Origin of the sequence: Roseateles sp. (assembly GCF_046300915.1) — a bacterium.
In the GTDB taxonomy this organism is placed as follows: domain Bacteria; phylum Pseudomonadota; class Gammaproteobacteria; order Burkholderiales; family Burkholderiaceae_C; genus Kinneretia.
On sequence record NZ_JBKCLH010000205.1, the window covers coordinates 1 to 16,668 of the forward strand.

Here is a 16,668-nt window from a genome sequence, read left to right on the forward strand (position 1 = left end):
GTGCCCACGGCCTTGGGCACAAGGGCCGATTCCCCCGAGAGCAAGGCCTCGTCGGCCGCCGTGCTGCCCTGCTCCACGCGGCCATCGGCCGCGAAGGCCGCGCCCAGCGGAACTCGGATCAAATCTCCGGGACGCAAGCGGCTGGGCAGCACCCGCTCACTGCGCCCATCATCGGAATCGAGCACACGCTCCACCAGATCCGGCAGGCGAGAGACGGCACTCTCCAGCTCCTGAGCCACCCGGTGGCGGGCCCGCAGCTCCAGCCAGCGCCCGGCCAGCAGAAAGCTGACGAACATGGTCAGCGAGTCGAAATAGACCTCGTGCCCGAAAGGCCCCGCCGGATCGAAGGTGGCGCCGCTGCTGGCAATGAAGGCCACCGCAATGCCCAGGGCCACCGGCACGTCCATGCCCAGGCGACGCTGGCGCAGCTGTGCCCAGGCATTGGTGAAGAAGGGGCCGGCCGAGAACAGCAGCACCGGCAGGGACAGCACCCAGGAGCCCCAGTTCAGCAGACGGCGCAGGTCATCGCTGAGTTCACCTGGACCCGCCACGTAGGAGGGCCAGGCCAGCATCATGACCTGCATCATCATGAAGGCGGCCACAAAGAGGCGCCAGACCGCTCGACGCTGCTCGCGCTCGCGCAGCTCCCGCGCACTGGCGGTCAGATCAGGCTCGGCCCCATAGCCGACGCCACGCACACGGGCCAGCAACTCGCTCAGCCGAGCGCGCCGAGGATCCCAGCGCAGTTGCAGGCGCTCTGCCGCTGCATTGACTCGGGCAGACAGCACCCCGGGCTGCCCTTCAAGGGCTCGCTCGATGATGCCGGCACAAGCCGCGCAGTGCAGACCCGAAAGCCGCAGCCGGGACAGGGCCTCGCCCTCGCCGCGCCATTCGGTGAAGCCACTCTGAGCCTCTGGCTCATCCAGGGCGGGCAAGTCGTCGGGTGAAAGGGAAGCACTGATCATCATGGGCCTGTCGCTCGGCCCATAATCTAGAGATCACCCCCCTCCTGAGACATGATCTATATCAAGACACTGGCCTTGGCCCTTCTGGCTTCCGTATTCGGCGCAAGCACTTGGGCCCAAAGCGCAGCGCAGCAACTCCCCGCCATCCAGCTCAGCGCCGGCATGCATCTGATCCAGGCCGAAGTGGCCGAGACCCAGGAGCAGCGCGCCATCGGCCTGATGCACAGATCCAGCATGCCCACCAACGCCGGCATGCTCTTCGTATTCGAGCAGGCGGGCGTGCAGTGCTTCTGGATGAAAAACACCCTGCTCCCGCTGTCCATTGCCTTTGTGGCCGATGACGGCAGCATCGTGAACATTGCGGATATGCAGCCCATGTCCGAGGCATCCCATTGCTCCACCAAGCCGGTACGCTATGCCTTGGAGATGAATCAGGGCTGGTTTGCCAAGCGCGCCATCAAGGCCGGCAGCAAGCTGCGCGGCGGCCCCTGGAAATAGTCTCAAGCAGGCTGTCTGAAACAGCCTTCACCGCGGGAATGTGCCGCGGCTGGAGCGCCAAAATGCAAAAAGGACCGGGCTTTCGCCAGGTCCTTTTTGATATCCAAGAAAACTTGGTGGGCCCTGTAGGATTCGAACCTACGACCAACGGATTAAGAGTCCGCTGCTCTACCAACTGAGCTAAGAGCCCCCGAACCTGACAACACCTGCCGGCCTAGACCGACAGCAGCGCATCGAAAACAGTACCAGCAAAAACTGGTGGGTTGTGCAGGATTCGAACCTGCGACCAACGGATTAAAAGTCCGCTGCTCTACCGACTGAGCTAACAACCCTTGTTTGTTTTCTTGCTCTTCAGCAGAGCCTCACATTATAGGAGTGAAAAAACGCTCAGCGCAAGGACTTGTGAAGAAATTTTTTCAAAAGTTCTGCGGCGGCTGCCATGCCGAAGCTGGCCGTCACGGTGACGCTGGAACCATAGCCATGGCAGTTGAGACTGCCGTCCACGCCGGCGCCCTCGCCCAGATCGCAGCCAGCCTCGCTCGGACGCAGCACCGGCTCGCGCGAGAACACGCAAGACACGCCCATCTTCTCGCCCGTGCCGCGCGGCGCGGCGTGGAACTTGCGCAGGCGCTGGCGCAGCGAGGCCAGCAGCGGGTCATGCGTGACCCGCCCCAGGTCCTCCACCTCCAGCAGATGCGGTGCGCGCTTGCCGCCGGCCGCGCCCACCGTCACAAAGGGCAGGCCGCGCTCATGCGCCCAGGCGGCCAGGGCGGCCTTGGCGCGCACCTGGTCGCAGGCATCGATCAGGCCGTCCAGGGCGGGTTCGTCCGGGCCCAGCAGGGCCGGCCAGTTCTGCTCGTCCACGAAGTCCTCGATGCTGCGCACTGCACAGCCGGGATGGATGTCCGCAATGCGCTGGCGCAGGGCCTCGGCCTTGGCCATGCCCACCGTGGCGCCCAGGGCCTGCACCTGGCGGTTGATATTGGACTCGGCCACATGGTCCAGATCGATCAGGGTGAGCGAGGCCACGCCCGAGCGGGCCAGAGCCTCGACGGCCCAGGAACCCACGCCGCCCAGACCGACCACCGCAAAGCGCGCGCCGCGCAGACGCGTGTAGTCAGCATCGCCATAAAGCCGGCGCAGGCCACCGAAGCGCCGCTCCAGATCGGCTTCGTTCAGCTCAAGGGTAGCGCTCATCAGACCATGCGCTCCAGGCGCCACACTTGGTAGCGCAGGGCCAGCACCGCGCCGGCCACGATGGCGGCCAGGGCAATGAAGCTGCCCAGGCTGAGCGTGGAGACGCCCGAGAGGCCCTGGCCCACGGTGCAGCCCAGGGCCACCACGCCGCCCACGCCCATCAGCACCGCGCCCACCAGATGGTTGGCCGTGTCTTCCACGCCGCGGAAGGCCTCCCAGCGAAAGCTGCGCGTGGCCAGGGCACAGACGGCCGAGCCGGCGATCACGCCCAGCACGGCCACCACGCCCAGGGTCAGCACCTTGCTCTTGTCGCTGAAGAACATCAGCCAGTCCAGGGTGCCGGCAAAAGGCGCCACAAAACTCAGGGCCTCCATGCGCTGGGGCGCGCTGCCGCCCAGAAAGGTTTCTTCCAGGGTCTCGGGATGCTCGGCCACATGGCCCAGCACGCCCGACACCCACCAGATGCCCACGATCACCAGGCCGCTGCCCAGGCCGCCTGCCAGCACCTCGCCGCGACGTCCCTCGGCGCGCGCCAGCACCCAGGCCAGCAGGGCTCCGCCCAGCAGCAGGCCCAGCACCAAGGCCGCCTGACGCGGGCTCTGGCCCAGGGCACCGGCCAGCAGGGAGGGCAGATCCTGGCCGGTTGGCAGCGCGAGGGCCACGGTATCCACCGTGTTGACCCGGGCCACGCCCGTGATGCCGCGCAGGGTGGCGAAGGCGGCCACGCCCATCACCACAAAGACCACCAGGGACTTGAGATTGCCCGCGCCGATGCGCACCAGGGTCTTGTTGCCACAGCCCGAGGCCAGCACCATGCCGAAACCGAACATCAGACCGCCCACGATATAGGACAGCCACAGCAGGCGAGGCGCGGCATAGATGCTTTTGCCCGCCTCCACCCAGCCCAGATAGACCATGGTGTTGAAGCCCAGGATGGCGACGGCAATGGCCAGCACCCACATGCGCATGCGTGCCCAGTCGCCCATGTTCACGATGTCGGCAATCGCGCCCATGGTGCAGAAATGCGTGCGCTGGGCCAGGGCTCCGAAGACAAAAGCCAGGGCGAAGCCGGCCCACAGCACCTGCTGGGTCAGGCTATTGATATCGATCTCTTGCATGGGGCGGGATTCTAGGCGGCACCCTGCGGCCCAGCGCGCGTGCAGCAAAAAGCCCCGGGCCACGCGAACGCGGCACCGGGGCCTGGGGCTGTTGAGCCTAGGGACTCAGCGCAGCGTGCTCAGCCGTTCCTTGGCAGCCTGGGCCGCCTCGGTGCCCGGATAAGCCTTGATCAGATCTTCCAGGGTCCGGCGGGCGCCCTTCACCTCCTTGAGCTCGATCTGGCAATTGGCCTGGGCCAGCAAGGCCTCGGCCGCGCGCGGATGCGCGGGATTGCCAGACACAAAAGCCTTGAAGGTGGCGATCGCATCCTTGTAGTCGCGCTTGCCATACAGGGCGTTGCCCAGCCAGAAGCGCACCGAGTCGGCATAGCCACTGGTCGGGTAGCGCTTCTGGAAGGCCGTGAGTGCAGTCGCAGCCTCGGAGAACTCGCCTCGCCGGACGGCGGCCATGGCCGCGTCGTACTGAGCCTTCTCCTCGGGAGCAGCGTGGAACTCGCGGCCATCCACGACCACCTTCTGTGGCTCCAGCGGACGCAGACGTGTTTCCAGCGCCTGAGACTGGTCAGCCTGACGGCGCTGGGTCTCGGAGAGATCACGCGCCAACTGCTCGTTCTGGCCGCGCAGACGAGCCACCTCACCCCGCAGCGCCTCGATCTGGGCATTGAGATCCAGCACGCTGCGGCGCAGCGGAGTCAACTGCTCCTGCAGCTGCTCCAGCTCCTTGCGGCGCGCCTCCTCGCTTTGCGTCTGGCGCGCGCGCAAGTCCAGGATGGCCTTGCGTGCCTCGTCATCCGAGAACAATGCCTGAGCCGGCTGGCTGGACAGGGTCGCCCCCAGAAGCACCAGGCTGCTCAGAGCGGATCTCAAGCCCATGCTCATCTCACTTGTCCTTCAGCTCGACGCGACGGTTCTTGGCCCAGGCGGCCTCGTCGCTGCCTTGCGCAGCCGGGCGCTCCTTGCCGAAGCTCACCGGCTCCACGCGTGCGGCGGGCACGCCCAGCAGGCTCAGGGACTTGGCCACGGCCTCGGCACGCTTCTGGCCCAGGGCCAGGTTGTACTCGCTGCCACCGCGCTCGTCGGTGTGACCTTCCAGGCGCAGAGCGACCTTGTTGTCCACGCTCATGCGCTTGGCGTGCGCATCGATCACGTTCTGGAAGTCGGACTTGACCACATAGCTGTCGAAGTCGAAATAGACCACGCGCTTGTCGGACACGGCCTGAGCGGCCTGAGCCGCCAGATCCACCGTCTGGACACGCGACTCGGCCACGGGTGCGCCGCTACCGGCATTGGCATTGGTCGCAGGGGCCGTCGGACGGGTTTCGACCGGTGCCGGCTCGTCCAGCTTGGTGGAGCTGCAGCCCACCAGGGCGGCAGCGGCCAGGACGGAAAGCGCCAGCTTGTGCATCTTCATCTCAATCACTCCTCAGGAAATGCCCCGAAAGTGCGGGGCGACACGAAAAGACTTGAAAAGGGGCGAGAGCTCAGCGACCGAAAGGCCCCCAGGTGGGCTCACGCACATCGGCCGTGGTGGACACCAGCTTGGCCTTGATCCGGCCATCCAGCGTGCTGGTCATCAACACATCGCGGCCGCCAACGCGGGTGGCATAAACCAGCAGGCGGCCATTGGGCGCAAAGCTGGGGCTCTCGTCCTCGCTGGTGTCGCTGATCTGCTGCACCGCACCGCTGCCCAGATCCTGCACGCAGACCTTGAAAGCGCCGCCCTGGCGGGTCACGAAGGCCAGGGTCTTGCCGTCCGGGCTGATCGCCGGGCTGATGTTGTAGCTGCCGCTGAAGGTCACGCGCTCGGCCGCGCCACCGGCGGCCGGCATGCGATAGACCTGCGGACCACCGCCGCGATCGCTGACGAAGAAAATCTGCTGCCCGTCGGGCGAGAACACGGCCTCGGTATCGATGGCCAAGCTCTGGGTCAATCGACGCAGGCCAGAGCCGTCGCGACGGATCAGGAAGAGCTGTGAGCCCCCCTCGCGCGAGAGCGTCATCACCAGGCTCTGCCCGTCGGGAGAGAAGGACGGGGCACTATTGCTGCCGCGGAAGTCGGCCAGCGCACGCCGCTGACCGGTCGCCAGGCTCTGCAGCCAGACCACGGCCTTGCGCGTCTCGAAGGACACATAGGCCAGTTCCTTGCCATCGGGCGACCAAGCCGGCGAGATGATGGGGTCGGGGCTGCCCAGGGCGATCTGACCACCCTCGCCATCGGCATCGGTGACGCGCAGGCTGTAGCGCCCGCCCGCCTTGGTCACATAAGCCATGCGGGTGGCAAAGACGCCGCGCTCGCCGGTGAGCTTCTGGTAAATCGTGTCGGCAATGCGGTGCGCGGCCAGACGCACATCATCGGGCGCCACGGCATGGGCCTCGCCGCCCAGGTCCTGGCCCTTGACCACATCCCAGAGCTTGTAGCGCAGGTCCACGCGACCGTCGGCCAGGCGGGCCGCCGAGCCGGCCGCCAAAGCATCGGCCTGGCGAGCGCGCCAATCGGTCCAGACAGGCTGACTCGTCTCATTCAGGCCGGCGGCGGCATCGATCACGCGGAACTGGCCGCTACGCTCCAGGTCGGCACGGATGATGGCGGCCACGGGCTGGCCGGCGCTGGCCTCGCTGCGGAACTCGCCGATGGCGATGGGCAGCTGGGTGCCCCCCACGCCCGAGATCTCAACACGGAACTGCGCCAGCGCCGGTCCGGTGCACAGGGCGGCTGCAGCGCCCATCAGGTGACGCCGATTCATCGACGGAAGGGCTTGCGCGGCGGCAGGGAAGGTCTTGTGATCGGTCATGCGCTCGCTAAACATGGGCATTGCTTGCGTCAATGCCCCCACGGACATTGCGTGGGGCCGTATTTTGCCTGAGCCCACAACAGCCCCGCAGCGCGACCAGGCTATCTAGGTCTCAAACCTTGGGGCCAACTACATGAGCACGATGTCGTAGTGCTCGGTCTGGTTGGTCGGCTCGGCGGTCAAGGAAATGGGCTTGCCAATGAAGTCCGACAGGCCCGCCAGGTGCTGGCTTTCCTCGTCCAGCAGCATCTCCACCACATTGGCCGCCGCCACCACGCGGAACTCCTTGGGCGAGAACTGGCGCGCCTCTCTCAAGATCTCGCGCATGATGTCGTAGCAGACGGTGCGGGCGGTCTTGATCTGGCCGCGGCCATCGCAGGTCGGGCAGGGCTCGCAGAGCATGCGGGCCAGCGATTCGCGGGTGCGCTTGCGCGTCATCTCCACCAGGCCCAGCTGGGTGAAGCCCCCCACCGTGACCTTGGTGCGGTCCTTGCTGAGCTGCTTGCGAAATTCGCTGAGCACGGCGCTGCGGTGCTCCTCGCGCGTCATGTCGATGAAGTCGACGATGATGATGCCGCCCAGATTGCGCAGGCGCAGCTGCCGCGCGATGGCGCCCGCGGCTTCCAGATTGGTCTTGAAGATGGTGTCGTCGAAATTGCGCGCACCGACAAAGCCACCGGTGTTCACATCGATGGTCGTCATGGCCTCGGTCTGGTCCACGATCAGGTAGCCGCCGGACTTGAGCTCGACGCGACGTGCCAGGGCACGATCAAGCTCGGCATCGATATTGTTCAGATCGAATATGGGGCGCTCACCCCGGTAGTGCTCCAGCTTGGCCGTGGCCGCGGGCATGTACATCTCGCCAAAGGCATGCAGCACCTCGTACTGCATGCGTGAATCGATGCGAATGGATCCGGTGCGGTCGGTGGTCAGATCGCGCAGCACGCGCTCCACCAGGCTCAGATCCTGATGCAGCAGCGTGCCGGGCGGCGAACGGTGCGCGCGTTCCCGAATCTGGCCCCAGGTCTTGCGCAGATAGGCAACATCATTGCCCAGCTCCTCGTCGCTGGCATCCTCGGCATTGGTCCGCAGTATGAATCCCCCGCCGCCGCCCTCTTCCGGCTTGCCCACCAGGGCCTGCATGCGCGCGCGCAGCTGCTCGCGGGTTTCGGGCGAGCCGATCTTTTGGGAGATGCCGATATGGTCGTCCTGAGGCAGGAAGACCAACATGCGTCCGGCAATGCTGATCTGGGTGGACAGGCGTGCGCCCTTGCTGCCGATAGGGTCCTTGATCACCTGCACGGTCAAGGTCTGACCCTCGAAGACCAGGCGCTCAATGGGCACGGGCGCGCCGCTCTCGGCATGATGAGCGCGCGGGGTGGCCCCATTCACATGCAGATCCGCCACATGCAAAAAGGCGGCGCGCTCCAGGCCGATGTCGATGAAGGCCGACTGCATGCCCGGCAGCACGCGTGCCACTTTGCCCGAGTAGATATTGCCCACCAGGCCGCGCTCCAAGGTGCGTTCGATGTGCAGCTCCTGCACCGCGCCGTTCTCAACCACGGCCACGCGGGTCTCCTGCGGAGACCAGTTGATCAGTATGTCTTCCATAGCTTGTGTCTCCTCGCCGGCACGGGCGGCTCCGGGTGGAACCTGGGCCCAACCGACCAAGCACTCTCGTCAGGCGCAGGCCTGGCGAGAGGGCTCGCGCCCCGGGGCTTCAGAGATCAAGACCAGCCTGGCGCAGCAAGCCAGCCGTTTCAAACAGAGGCAGACCCATGATGCCCGAATACGAACCTTCGATGTGCTCGATCCAGCCCGCGATCTGGCTCTGGATGGCATAAGCGCCGGCCTTGCCCATGGGCTCGCCGCTGTCCACATAGCGACGCAGCGCGGCCTCTGGCACGGCGGCAAAGCGCACATGGGACACGCTCAGGGCCAGCGCCTGCTGCCCTTCCCCCCAAGCCAGCGCCACGGCCGTGAGCACCCGATGCGTATGGCCCGAAAGACGACGCAGCATGAGCAGGGCATCCTCGGCGTTGGCAGGCTTGCCCAGGATGGAAGTCCCCAGGGCGACCGTGGTGTCGGAGCAGAGTATGGGGCGTGGCACCAAGCCCCTCGCAGCGCGTCGCGCCACGGCCGCCGCCAGCTTGTTGAGCGTGGCGCGGCGCACGTAGGGATCGGGCAGTTCGCCCGCCTGAACCGCCTCCAGGGCCTCGGCATCCTCATCCGCGCCGGGCAGCAGCAGATCATGCGCCACACCGAGCTGATCCAGCAACTGACGACGGCGGGGACTCTGCGAAGCGAGGTAAATCAAGCTCATGTCTTCATGCTAACAGGGGCATGCAAGCCTCTGCCGCGTGCGGCTCAACGTGCGTAGCGGGCTTCGATCCGCTGTACCGATCCATCCTTGTGCATGGCATCCAGAGCCAGCTTCAGGCGCTGCGCCAGCGCCTCCTTGTCGGGCACCGGCGCCTGACGTGACAAGACCAGAAAGCTGGGCCGGTCCGGCAGCAAGGGGCGGGGCAAGGCGCTGATGCGATCGGCCAGCCCCAGCTCACGCGCGATGTAGCGGGTCACCACGACCTGCCCCGAGATCGCATCCACCCGGCCCGCCAGCAGCATGCGAAGGGTCTGTTCCGCGGTGGCCGTCTCGCTGAGCCTGATCTTGCCCGCAGCCACCTCGGCATCAAAAGCCTCCCCCATGAGAAAGCCCCGCACCTTGCCGACCTGCCGGCCGCGCAGGCTCTCCAGCCCCTCGAAGCTCAGGCTACTGCCCTGCACCACGAACAGCGCATAAGTGCTGTTATGCAGAACCCCCGTAAAAATGGCGAAGCTCTCGCGCTCGGCGCTACGCAGCACGGCCATGGCGGCATCGACACGCCCATCCCGGAGGGTCTCGATGACGCGCTTGAACGGCATCAGCTGGATGTCGAACTCGATGCCCGTGCGCCGCGATAGCTCAGCCAAGATATCCACATCAATGCCGGTGGGCTGCCCCTCCACCAGATAGGAATAGGGTGGGAATGCCACGTCGCCCGCGACGCTGAGCCTGGTTTGGGCATGTGCCAGCCCGAACAGGGACAGCAGCGCAAGCGTGCCGGCCATCCTTGCCCATGAACACCACGCCAGGAGATGTCTCACGATGTCACTCCCGGTGATAGGGGTGGCCGGCCTGCACCGACCAAGCACGGTAGAGCCCTTCGGCCAGCAGCACGCGCACAAAGGCGTGCGGCAGGGTCAGGTCGGACAAGCGTAGCATTTCGTCGGCCGTGGCCTTGAGCGCGGGATCCAGGCCGTCGGGGCCGCCGATGAAGATGGCCACGTCGCGGCCATCGTCCTTCCAGCGCGTCAGGGTCTTGGCCAGCTGCACCGTGGTGACACGCTCGCCGCGCTCGTCCAGGATCACACGACGCGCGCCCTTGGGACAGGCGACTTCAAGGCGCTGGGCCTCGGCCGCCATCATCTGCTCCACGGTCTTGCCGGTGGTGCGCGGCTCGGCCTTGACGGCCTTGAGCTCCAGGCGCAGCTCGGGCGGAAAACGCTTGGCGAAGTCTTCGTAAGCGGTATCCGCCCAGCCGGGCATGCGCTGACCGACCGCGATCAGCAGCAGGCGCATCAGGCCTTCTTGGCGCGGGCCGGGGCGGCCTTCTTGGCGGCCGGCTTGGTCGCAGCCTTGGCTGCAGGCTTGGCCGCCACGGTCTTGCGGGCCGCCGGCTTGGCCACGGGTGCCGCTTTCTTGGCCACGGTCTTCTTGGCGGCCGGCTTGGCGGCGCCCACCTTGAGGGTCTTGACCGGAGCGGCGGTCTTGGCCGGAGCGGCCTTCTTCACGCCGGTGGTCTTGCTCACGGTGCCCTTCTTGGCCGGCGCCTTCTTGGCGGCGGGGGCAGCGCTCTTGGCGGCTGCCTTCTTGGCCGGGGCTGCGGCCTTCTTGGCAGCCGGGGCCTTGGCCTTCTTGGCGACCTTGGGCTCATCGTCCATGGGTTCGGAGGCCTTGACCAGCTTGACCTCGCCATCACCCAGCTTGAGCTTGACGGGCTTGCCGCCCCAGATCTCTTCCAGGTGGTAGTACTCGCGGATGGCCGGCTGCATCACATGCACCACGGCGGCGCCGCAGTCCACGATGATCCATTCGCCGTTGTCCTCGCCCTCGGTGCGCATGACCTGCATGCCGCGCCCCTTGACCGTCTCGCGCACGCTGGAGGCCAGCGCCTTGGTCTGACGGTTGCTGGTGCCCGAGGCGATGATCACGCGCTCGAACAGCGGCGAGAGGTGCTCGGTGTTGAAGACCTGGATGTTCTGGGCCTTCACGTCTTCCAGGCCATCGACGATGGCGCGCTGCAGTTTACGAATGTCCATTCTTGTGTTCTCGCTGGGCCTCAAAGGGCCCCGTAAAGGCGGTGTTGGGCAATATACCCCGCTACCGCATCGCCCACCATGGGGCGGATGTCCTCGCCACGCGACGCCCGGTCGCGCACCTCGGTGGAAGAAATCGCCGATGCCGGCATCTCGATGATCTGAACCCGGTGCGGCGTGCCGGCCAGCTCGGGCGGGGCCTGCACCGGGGTGCCGGCTCGCGCCGCCACCGCCAGCGTGACCCGCTCCAGCAGGGCCGGCCACTCGCGCCAGGTGTGCAGGCGGGCGTACTGGTCCTGGCCGATCAGCAGGAAGAGCTGCTCGCCCGGATGGGCCACCAGGCGCGCCCGCACGGTGTCTATGGTGTAGCTGGCACCGTCGCGCTCCAGCTCGCTATCGTCCACCGCAAAGCGCGGCTCGCCGGCAATCATCAGCTCGACCATGGCACGCCGGTGCGCGGGCGAGGCCAGGCCGCGGCCGGCGCCGCCCTGCAGCTTCTGCCAGGGCCGCCCGGCGGGCAGCCACAGCAGCCGGTCCAGGCTCAGCTGGGCCAGCGCGCTGCGCGCCAGCGAGAGATGGGCCAGATGTACCGGATCGAAGCTGCCGCCGAAGAGGCCGATCCGCGCCCCCTCGGGCGCCGGGTTCACAGCCACAGCGCGCTGGGCGCCTCATGCGCCCAGTCACGCGGGCGCAGGAAGTCGGTGTACAGGCGCGCCTCGGGCGTGCCCACCTCGGGCTGCCAGTCGTAGCGCCACTTCACAAGCGGCGGCATGGACATCAGGATGGATTCCGTGCGGCCGCCCGACTGCAGGCCGAAGAGGGTGCCGCGGTCAAACACCAGGTTGAACTCCACGTAGCGACCGCGCCGGTAGGCCTGGAAATCGCGCTCGCGCTCGCCATAGGCATAGCCCTGACGGCGCTCCACGATGGGCAGGTAGGCGGGCACGAAGGCATCGCCCACCGAGCGCATCAGGGCAAAGGACGCATCGAAGCCGCCCTCGGCGTGGTCATCGAAGAACACGCCGCCGATGCCGCGCGGCTCGCTGCGGTGCTTCAGGAAGAAGTACTCGTCGCACCAGGTCTTGAAGCGCGGGTAATAGGCCTCGCCATGCGGATCCAGCGCCGCCTTGCAGGTTCGGTGGAAGTGCTGGGCGTCGCGCTCGTAGCCATAGTAGGGCGTGAGGTCCATGCCGCCGCCGAACCAGACCACCGGCTCGGCATCCGCCGGCATGGCCGCGAACATGCGCACATTCATGTGCACCGTGGGCACGAAGGGGTTGTGCGGATGCAGCACCAGGGACACGCCCATGGCCTCGAAGGGCGCGCCAGCCAGCTCGGGCCGGTGCTGGGTGGCCGAGGGCGGCAGCACCCGGCCGCGCACATGCGAGAAATTGCAGCCGCCGCGCTCAAACACGCCGCCGTTCTCGACCAGGCGGGTCAGACCATCGCCCTCCAGACGACCACCGGGCTCGCGTTCCCAACCGTCGCTGATGAAGGGCTGGCCGTCGGCCTGCTCCAGCGCCGACACGATGCGCTGTTGCAGACCCAGCAGATACTCGCGCACCGCCAGGGTTTGAATCGTCATGGCTTCTCCAGGAGTCGCACGGGGCTGGCCAGCTCGGGCCGCTTGCCCTGCTTGCCGGCGTAAAGCTCGGCCATCAGGGCGAAGTCGGCGGCCTTGTCGCCGCTGAGTTGAACAAACTGTCGCAGGGTGACGGTCTTGCTCGGAAAGTCGAAGGAGGCCAGGCCCACCGGCACCCCGGCCTGCAGGGCCAGCTGGTAGGCGCCAGAGCGCCAGCCGCCCTTGAGCGAGCGCGTGCCCTCGGGCGCCGCCACCAACCAGAAGATCTCGTCGCGCTGCTGCGCGGCACGCAACTGCGCCGCGGTCTCGCTCACCAAGCCATGGGCACTGTCGCGCCGCACCGCCACACCACCCAGCCAGCGCAGCCAGGCGCCGAAGAGCGGCACGCGAAACAAGCTGTCCTTGGCCCAGAAGCGCAGGGGCAGGCCCAGGGTCCATTTGGCAAACAGGCCCACCGGGAAGTCCCAGTTGGAAGTGTGCGGATAGACCAGCATCACGCCCTGGCGGCCGGGCAGACCCTGGCAGTCCAGGCGCCAGCCCGCCAGGCGGAACAGCGCCCGGGCCAGCAGGCTACCGCGGGGGTGCAAGGAGAGCGACGCAGCCTCCAGCAGCTGGGGCGCGCTAGGCCGGTACTCGCTCAACGCCGGCTCACCGCCCGGTGGCCGATATCGCGGCGGAACTGCTTGCCCTCGAAATGAATGGTCGTCAGGGTGTCATAGGCCAGCTGCTGCGCGGTGCGCACCGACTCGCCCAGGGCCGTCACGCAAAGCACGCGGCCACCCGAGGTGAGCAGCTTGCCGTCCTGCTCGGTGGTGCCGGCATGGAAGACCATCACATCGGCCGCATCGGCGGGCAGGCCGCTGATGGCATCACCCTTGCGCGGCTGCAGCGGATAGCCCTCGGCCGCCATCACCACGCCCAGGGCCACGCGACGGTCCCATTGCAGCTCCACCTGATCCAGCGTGCCGTCGGTGGCATGCATCAGCAACTCGAAGAGATCGCTCTTCAGGCGCATCATGATGGGCTGGGTCTCGGGGTCGCCCATGCGGGTGTTGAACTCCACCGTGCGCGGCTGACCCTTGTCGTCGATCATCAGGCCGGCATAGAGGAAGCCGGTGAAGGGGATGCCGTCCTTGGCCATACCCTGGATAGTGGGCATGATGATCTCGTGCATGGCCTTGGCATGCACATTGGGCGTGACCACCGGGGCCGGCGAGTAGGCGCCCATGCCGCCGGTATTGGGGCCGGCATCACCGTCCTGCAGGCGCTTGTGGTCCTGGCTGGTGGCCAGGGACACCACATTCTTGCCGTCGCACACGACGATGAAGCTCGCTTCCTCGCCGCTCATGAACTCCTCGATCACCACGCGGGCGCCGCCCTGGTTGTGCACCACACCCAGCTTGTTGTCTTCCAGGATCCAGTCGATGGCCTCGTGGGCCTCGGCCAGCGTCATGGCCACGACCACGCCCTTGCCCGCGGCCAGGCCGTCGGCCTTGATCACGATGGGCGCGCCCTGGGCTTCCACATAGGCATGGGCCTGGGCCGCATCCGAGAAGGTCTCGTAGGCCGCCGTGGGAATGGCGTGGCGCTTCATGAAGTCCTTGGCGAAGGCCTTGCTGGACTCCAGCTGAGCCGCCGCCTTGGTGGGACCAAAGATGCGCAGGCCGCGGGCCCGGAACTCGTCCACCACCCCGGCCGCCAGAAAGGCCTCGGGACCGACCACGGTCAGCGCGATCTTCTCGGCCTCGGCGAAGTCGGCCAGGGCCTTCACATCGCTCAGGGCAATATTCTTCAGATGCGGGTTGCGGGCCGTGCCGCCATTGCCCGGCGCCACAAAGACCTGGCTGACGCGCTCGGCCTGAGACAGCTTCCAGGCCAGCGCGTGCTCGCGGCCGCCATTGCCAAGAACAAGAACTTTCATTCCTGGATTTCCGCGTTGTGATAAATCTCCTGGGTGTCGTCCAGGTCCTCCAGCACGTCCAGCAGCTTCTGCATGCGGACGGCGTCCTCGCCCGAGAGGCTCACCGTATTCTCGGCGCGCATGGTGACCTCGGCCACCTCGGGCTTGAGGCCAGCGGCCTCCAGCGCGTTCTTGACGGCCTCGAAGTCGCCCGGCGCGGTCAGCACCTCGATGGCGCCCTCGTCATCGGTGATCACGTCCTCGGCACCGGCTTCCAGGGCCACTTCCATGACCTTGTCTTCCGACGTGCCGGGGGCGAAGACGAGCTGGCCGCAGTGCTTGAACTGGAAAGACACCGAGCCGTCGGTGCCCATATTGCCGCCGTACTTGCTGAAGGCGTGACGCACCTCGGCCACGGTGCGCACGCGGTTGTCGGTCATGGTGTCGATCATGATGGCCGCGCCGCCAATGCCATAGCCCTCGTAGCGGATTTCCTCGTAGCTCACGCCGTCGAGGTTGCCCGTGGCCTTGTCCACATTGCGCTTGATATTGTCGGCCGGCATGTTCGCGGCCTTGGCCTTCTCGATGGCCAGGCGCAGGCGCGGGTTCATCGCGATATCGCCGCCGCCCTGGCGGGCCGCGACGATGATTTCGCGCGTCAGACGCGTCCAGATCTTGCCGCGCTTCTCATCCTGACGCCCCTTGCGGTGCTGAATATTGGCCCATTTGGAATGACCAGCCATTGACTCGTTCTCCTGGCGAGCACAGCCCATGCATCCGGTGTCCGGGCGGCTCAAATTTGTTGGATAGACTGCGATTTTAGTTCCGACATCAGATCCCTCCGCGATCCGAGTCTCCTCTGAAGCGCAAGGCGCTTTAACCGTCAGCCCTGGAAACCCCATGTCCGACCCCATCCCGCTGGCCCGTCACGCTCAGACCGAGTGCCACCTCTTGCCTGCGCTGGCCAACCGCCACGGCCTGATCACCGGGGCCACCGGAACCGGCAAGACCATCAGCCTGCAGACCCTGGCCGAAAGCCTGAGCAAGATTGGCGTGCCGGTCTTCATGGCCGATGTGAAGGGCGACCTGACCGGCATCAGCCAGGCCGGCGCGCCCAGCGCCAAGCTGCTGGCGGTGCTGAAGGAGCGCGGTATCGAACCGCCCCAGCCCCTGGCCTGCCCCACCACCTTGTGGGATGTGTTCGGCGAGCAGGGCCACCCGGTGCGCGCCACGGTCTCGGACATGGGCCCCCTGCTGCTGGCGCGCATGCTGGCGCTCAACGAGACCCAGGCCGGCGTGCTGCAGCTGGTGTTCAAGATTGCCGACGACAGCGGCATGCTGCTGCTGGACCTCAAGGACCTGCGCGCCATGCTCCAGCATGTGGGCGACAACGCGAGCCAGTACACCACCGAATACGGCAATGTCAGCGCCGCCAGCATAGGCGCCATCCAGCGCGGCCTGCTGCAGGTGGAAGAGCAAGGCGGCGACAAGTTCTTCGGCGAGCCCATGCTCAATATCGCCGACTTCATGCAGACCGAGGGTGGCCTGGGCGTGGTGAACATCCTGGCGGCCGACAAGCTGCTGGCCGCCCCCCGCCTCTACGCCACCTTCCTGCTGTGGATGCTGTCCGAGCTCTTCGAGACCCTGCCCGAGGTGGGCGACCTGGACAAACCCAAGCTGGTCTTCTTCTTCGACGAGGCCCACCTGCTCTTCAAGGACGCTCCCGCCGCCCTGGTGGAGCGCATCGAGCTGGTGGTGCGCCTGGTGCGCTCCAAGGGCGTGGGCGTGTACTTCGTGACCCAGAACCCGCTGGACATTCCGGACGCGGTGCTGGGCCAGCTGGGCAACCGGGTGCAGCATGCGCTGCGCGCCTTCACCCCGCGCGACCAGAAGGCCGTCAAGGCCGCGGCCGAAACCATGCGGGCCAAGCCGGGGCTGGACATCGCCAGCGCCATCACCGAGCTGGCCGTGGGCGAGGCCCTGGTGAGCCTGCTGGACGAGAAGGGCCGCCCCAGCGTGACCGAGCGGGTCTTCGTGCTGCCGCCCGGCAGCCAGATCGGCCCCATCACGCCCGAGCAGCGCGCTGCCCTGCTGAAGAACTCTCTGGTGGCCGGGGTCTATGACCAGGCGGTGGACCGCGAGTCGGCCTATGAGCCGCTGCGCGGCCGCGCGGCCGGCGCGCCGGCCGCTGGAAGCGCCGGCAGCTCAGGCCCGGCCGGCCAGGCCGAAGCCGGCGGCGGCATGCTGGACGGACTCAAGG

18 protein-coding genes and 2 tRNA genes are annotated in these 16,668 nt (G+C 66.9%); 2 read left to right on the forward strand and 18 right to left on the reverse strand.

Annotation, left to right across the window (positions count from 1 at the left end; translation table 11 throughout):
* Window positions 1-965: cation transporter (locus ACK5F2_RS15560; protein ID WP_409866176.1), on the reverse strand; the 965-nt coding region annotated here is incomplete at its 3' end.
* 51 nt (window positions 966-1,016) lie between these two features.
* Here ACK5F2_RS15560 and ACK5F2_RS15565 point away from each other — a divergent pair.
* Window positions 1,017-1,463: a DUF192 domain-containing protein gene (locus tag ACK5F2_RS15565; RefSeq protein WP_409866178.1), complete on the forward strand. Its 447-nt coding sequence runs from the start codon at window positions 1,017-1,019 to the stop codon at window positions 1,461-1,463.
* 114 nt (window positions 1,464-1,577) lie between these two features.
* Here ACK5F2_RS15565 and ACK5F2_RS15570 read toward each other — a convergent pair.
* The 17 genes from ACK5F2_RS15570 to ACK5F2_RS15650 form a co-directional block, all read right to left on the reverse strand.
* Window positions 1,578-1,653, reverse strand: a tRNA-Lys gene (locus ACK5F2_RS15570).
* 66 nt (window positions 1,654-1,719) lie between these two features.
* Window positions 1,720-1,795, reverse strand: a tRNA-Lys gene (locus ACK5F2_RS15575).
* Between the two features lie 55 nt (window positions 1,796-1,850).
* Window positions 1,851-2,660, reverse strand: coding sequence for a ThiF family adenylyltransferase (locus tag ACK5F2_RS15580; RefSeq protein WP_409866181.1), 810 nt, complete (start codon window positions 2,658-2,660; stop codon window positions 1,851-1,853).
* On the reverse strand, window positions 2,660-3,778 hold the full coding sequence (locus ACK5F2_RS15585; protein WP_409866183.1) for a YeeE/YedE family protein: 1,119 nt from the start codon (window positions 3,776-3,778) through the stop codon (window positions 2,660-2,662). The genes ACK5F2_RS15580 and ACK5F2_RS15585 overlap by 1 nt, the downstream gene beginning before the upstream one ends.
* Before the next feature lie 105 nt (window positions 3,779-3,883).
* A complete protein-coding gene (gene ybgF / locus ACK5F2_RS15590) occupies window positions 3,884-4,651 on the reverse strand; it encodes a tol-pal system protein YbgF (protein ID WP_246030709.1) in 768 nt (255 codons plus the stop codon).
* A 7-nt stretch (window positions 4,652-4,658) separates the two neighbouring features.
* Window positions 4,659-5,189 carry a peptidoglycan-associated lipoprotein Pal gene (pal, locus tag ACK5F2_RS15595; protein WP_409866186.1) on the reverse strand — a complete coding sequence of 177 codons (531 nt, stop codon included), beginning with the start codon at window positions 5,187-5,189 and terminating at the stop codon, window positions 4,659-4,661.
* A gap of 70 nt (window positions 5,190-5,259) precedes the next feature.
* On the reverse strand, window positions 5,260-6,522 hold the full coding sequence (tolB, locus tag ACK5F2_RS15600; protein ID WP_409866188.1) for a Tol-Pal system beta propeller repeat protein TolB: 1,263 nt from the start codon (window positions 6,520-6,522) through the stop codon (window positions 5,260-5,262).
* A gap of 177 nt (window positions 6,523-6,699) precedes the next feature.
* Window positions 6,700-8,181, reverse strand: a complete 1,482-nt coding sequence (rng, locus tag ACK5F2_RS15605) for a ribonuclease G (RefSeq protein ID WP_409866191.1) — start codon at window positions 8,179-8,181, stop codon at window positions 6,700-6,702.
* 109 nt (window positions 8,182-8,290) lie between these two features.
* Window positions 8,291-8,893, reverse strand: coding sequence for a Maf family protein (locus tag ACK5F2_RS15610; protein WP_409866193.1), 603 nt, complete (start codon window positions 8,891-8,893; stop codon window positions 8,291-8,293).
* 44 nt (window positions 8,894-8,937) lie between these two features.
* Window positions 8,938-9,714 carry a substrate-binding periplasmic protein gene (locus ACK5F2_RS15615; RefSeq protein WP_409866195.1) on the reverse strand — a complete coding sequence of 259 codons (777 nt, stop codon included), beginning with the start codon at window positions 9,712-9,714 and terminating at the stop codon, window positions 8,938-8,940.
* Between the two features lie 4 nt (window positions 9,715-9,718).
* A complete protein-coding gene (gene rlmH, locus ACK5F2_RS15620) occupies window positions 9,719-10,189 on the reverse strand; it encodes a 23S rRNA (pseudouridine(1915)-N(3))-methyltransferase RlmH (RefSeq protein ID WP_409866197.1) in 471 nt (156 codons plus the stop codon).
* On the reverse strand, window positions 10,189-10,929 hold the full coding sequence (gene rsfS / locus ACK5F2_RS15625; protein ID WP_409866199.1) for a ribosome silencing factor: 741 nt from the start codon (window positions 10,927-10,929) through the stop codon (window positions 10,189-10,191). The genes rlmH and rsfS overlap by 1 nt, the downstream gene beginning before the upstream one ends.
* A gap of 20 nt (window positions 10,930-10,949) precedes the next feature.
* Window positions 10,950-11,573 carry a nicotinate-nucleotide adenylyltransferase gene (nadD, locus tag ACK5F2_RS15630; protein WP_409866201.1) on the reverse strand — a complete coding sequence of 208 codons (624 nt, stop codon included), beginning with the start codon at window positions 11,571-11,573 and terminating at the stop codon, window positions 10,950-10,952.
* Complete coding sequence (hemF, locus tag ACK5F2_RS15635; RefSeq protein WP_409866204.1) at window positions 11,570-12,511, reverse strand: oxygen-dependent coproporphyrinogen oxidase; 942 nt, start codon at window positions 12,509-12,511, stop codon at window positions 11,570-11,572. The genes nadD and hemF overlap by 4 nt, the downstream gene beginning before the upstream one ends.
* Window positions 12,508-13,149: a 1-acyl-sn-glycerol-3-phosphate acyltransferase gene (locus ACK5F2_RS15640; protein WP_409866206.1), complete on the reverse strand. Its 642-nt coding sequence runs from the start codon at window positions 13,147-13,149 to the stop codon at window positions 12,508-12,510. Before ACK5F2_RS15640 ends, hemF begins: the two co-directional genes overlap by 4 nt.
* Complete coding sequence (gene purD / locus ACK5F2_RS15645; RefSeq protein ID WP_409866208.1) at window positions 13,146-14,429, reverse strand: phosphoribosylamine--glycine ligase; 1,284 nt, start codon at window positions 14,427-14,429, stop codon at window positions 13,146-13,148. The genes ACK5F2_RS15640 and purD overlap by 4 nt, the downstream gene beginning before the upstream one ends.
* Window positions 14,426-15,151 carry a YebC/PmpR family DNA-binding transcriptional regulator gene (locus ACK5F2_RS15650; RefSeq protein WP_409866211.1) on the reverse strand — a complete coding sequence of 242 codons (726 nt, stop codon included), beginning with the start codon at window positions 15,149-15,151 and terminating at the stop codon, window positions 14,426-14,428. Before ACK5F2_RS15650 ends, purD begins: the two co-directional genes overlap by 4 nt.
* Window positions 15,152-15,308: 157 nt before the next feature.
* Between ACK5F2_RS15650 and ACK5F2_RS15655 the strand changes: the two genes are divergently transcribed.
* A partial coding sequence (locus tag ACK5F2_RS15655; protein ID WP_409866214.1) for a helicase HerA-like domain-containing protein occupies window positions 15,309-16,668 on the forward strand: 1,360 nt, incomplete at its 3' end.

Coding starts and splice junctions, on each gene's coding strand:
- ACK5F2_RS15565 (WP_409866178.1), top strand. CDS start 1,017: ATGATCTATATCAAGACACTGGCCTTGGCCCTTCTGGCTTCCGTATTC.
- ACK5F2_RS15580 (WP_409866181.1), bottom strand. CDS start 2,660: ATGAGCGCTACCCTTGAGCTGAACGAAGCCGATCTGGAGCGGCGCTTC.
- ACK5F2_RS15585 (WP_409866183.1), bottom strand. CDS start 3,778: ATGCAAGAGATCGATATCAATAGCCTGACCCAGCAGGTGCTGTGGGCC.
- ybgF (WP_246030709.1), bottom strand. CDS start 4,651: ATGGGCTTGAGATCCGCTCTGAGCAGCCTGGTGCTTCTGGGGGCGACC.
- pal (WP_409866186.1), bottom strand. CDS start 5,189: ATGAAGATGCACAAGCTGGCGCTTTCCGTCCTGGCCGCTGCCGCCCTG.
- tolB (WP_409866188.1), bottom strand. CDS start 6,522: ATGAATCGGCGTCACCTGATGGGCGCTGCAGCCGCCCTGTGCACCGGA.
- rng (WP_409866191.1), bottom strand. CDS start 8,181: ATGGAAGACATACTGATCAACTGGTCTCCGCAGGAGACCCGCGTGGCC.
- ACK5F2_RS15610 (WP_409866193.1), bottom strand. CDS start 8,893: ATGAGCTTGATTTACCTCGCTTCGCAGAGTCCCCGCCGTCGTCAGTTG.
- rlmH (WP_409866197.1), bottom strand. CDS start 10,189: ATGCGCCTGCTGCTGATCGCGGTCGGTCAGCGCATGCCCGGCTGGGCG.
- rsfS (WP_409866199.1), bottom strand. CDS start 10,929: ATGGACATTCGTAAACTGCAGCGCGCCATCGTCGATGGCCTGGAAGAC.
- hemF (WP_409866204.1), bottom strand. CDS start 12,511: ATGACGATTCAAACCCTGGCGGTGCGCGAGTATCTGCTGGGTCTGCAA.
- purD (WP_409866208.1), bottom strand. CDS start 14,429: ATGAAAGTTCTTGTTCTTGGCAATGGCGGCCGCGAGCACGCGCTGGCC.
- ACK5F2_RS15650 (WP_409866211.1), bottom strand. CDS start 15,151: ATGGCTGGTCATTCCAAATGGGCCAATATTCAGCACCGCAAGGGGCGT.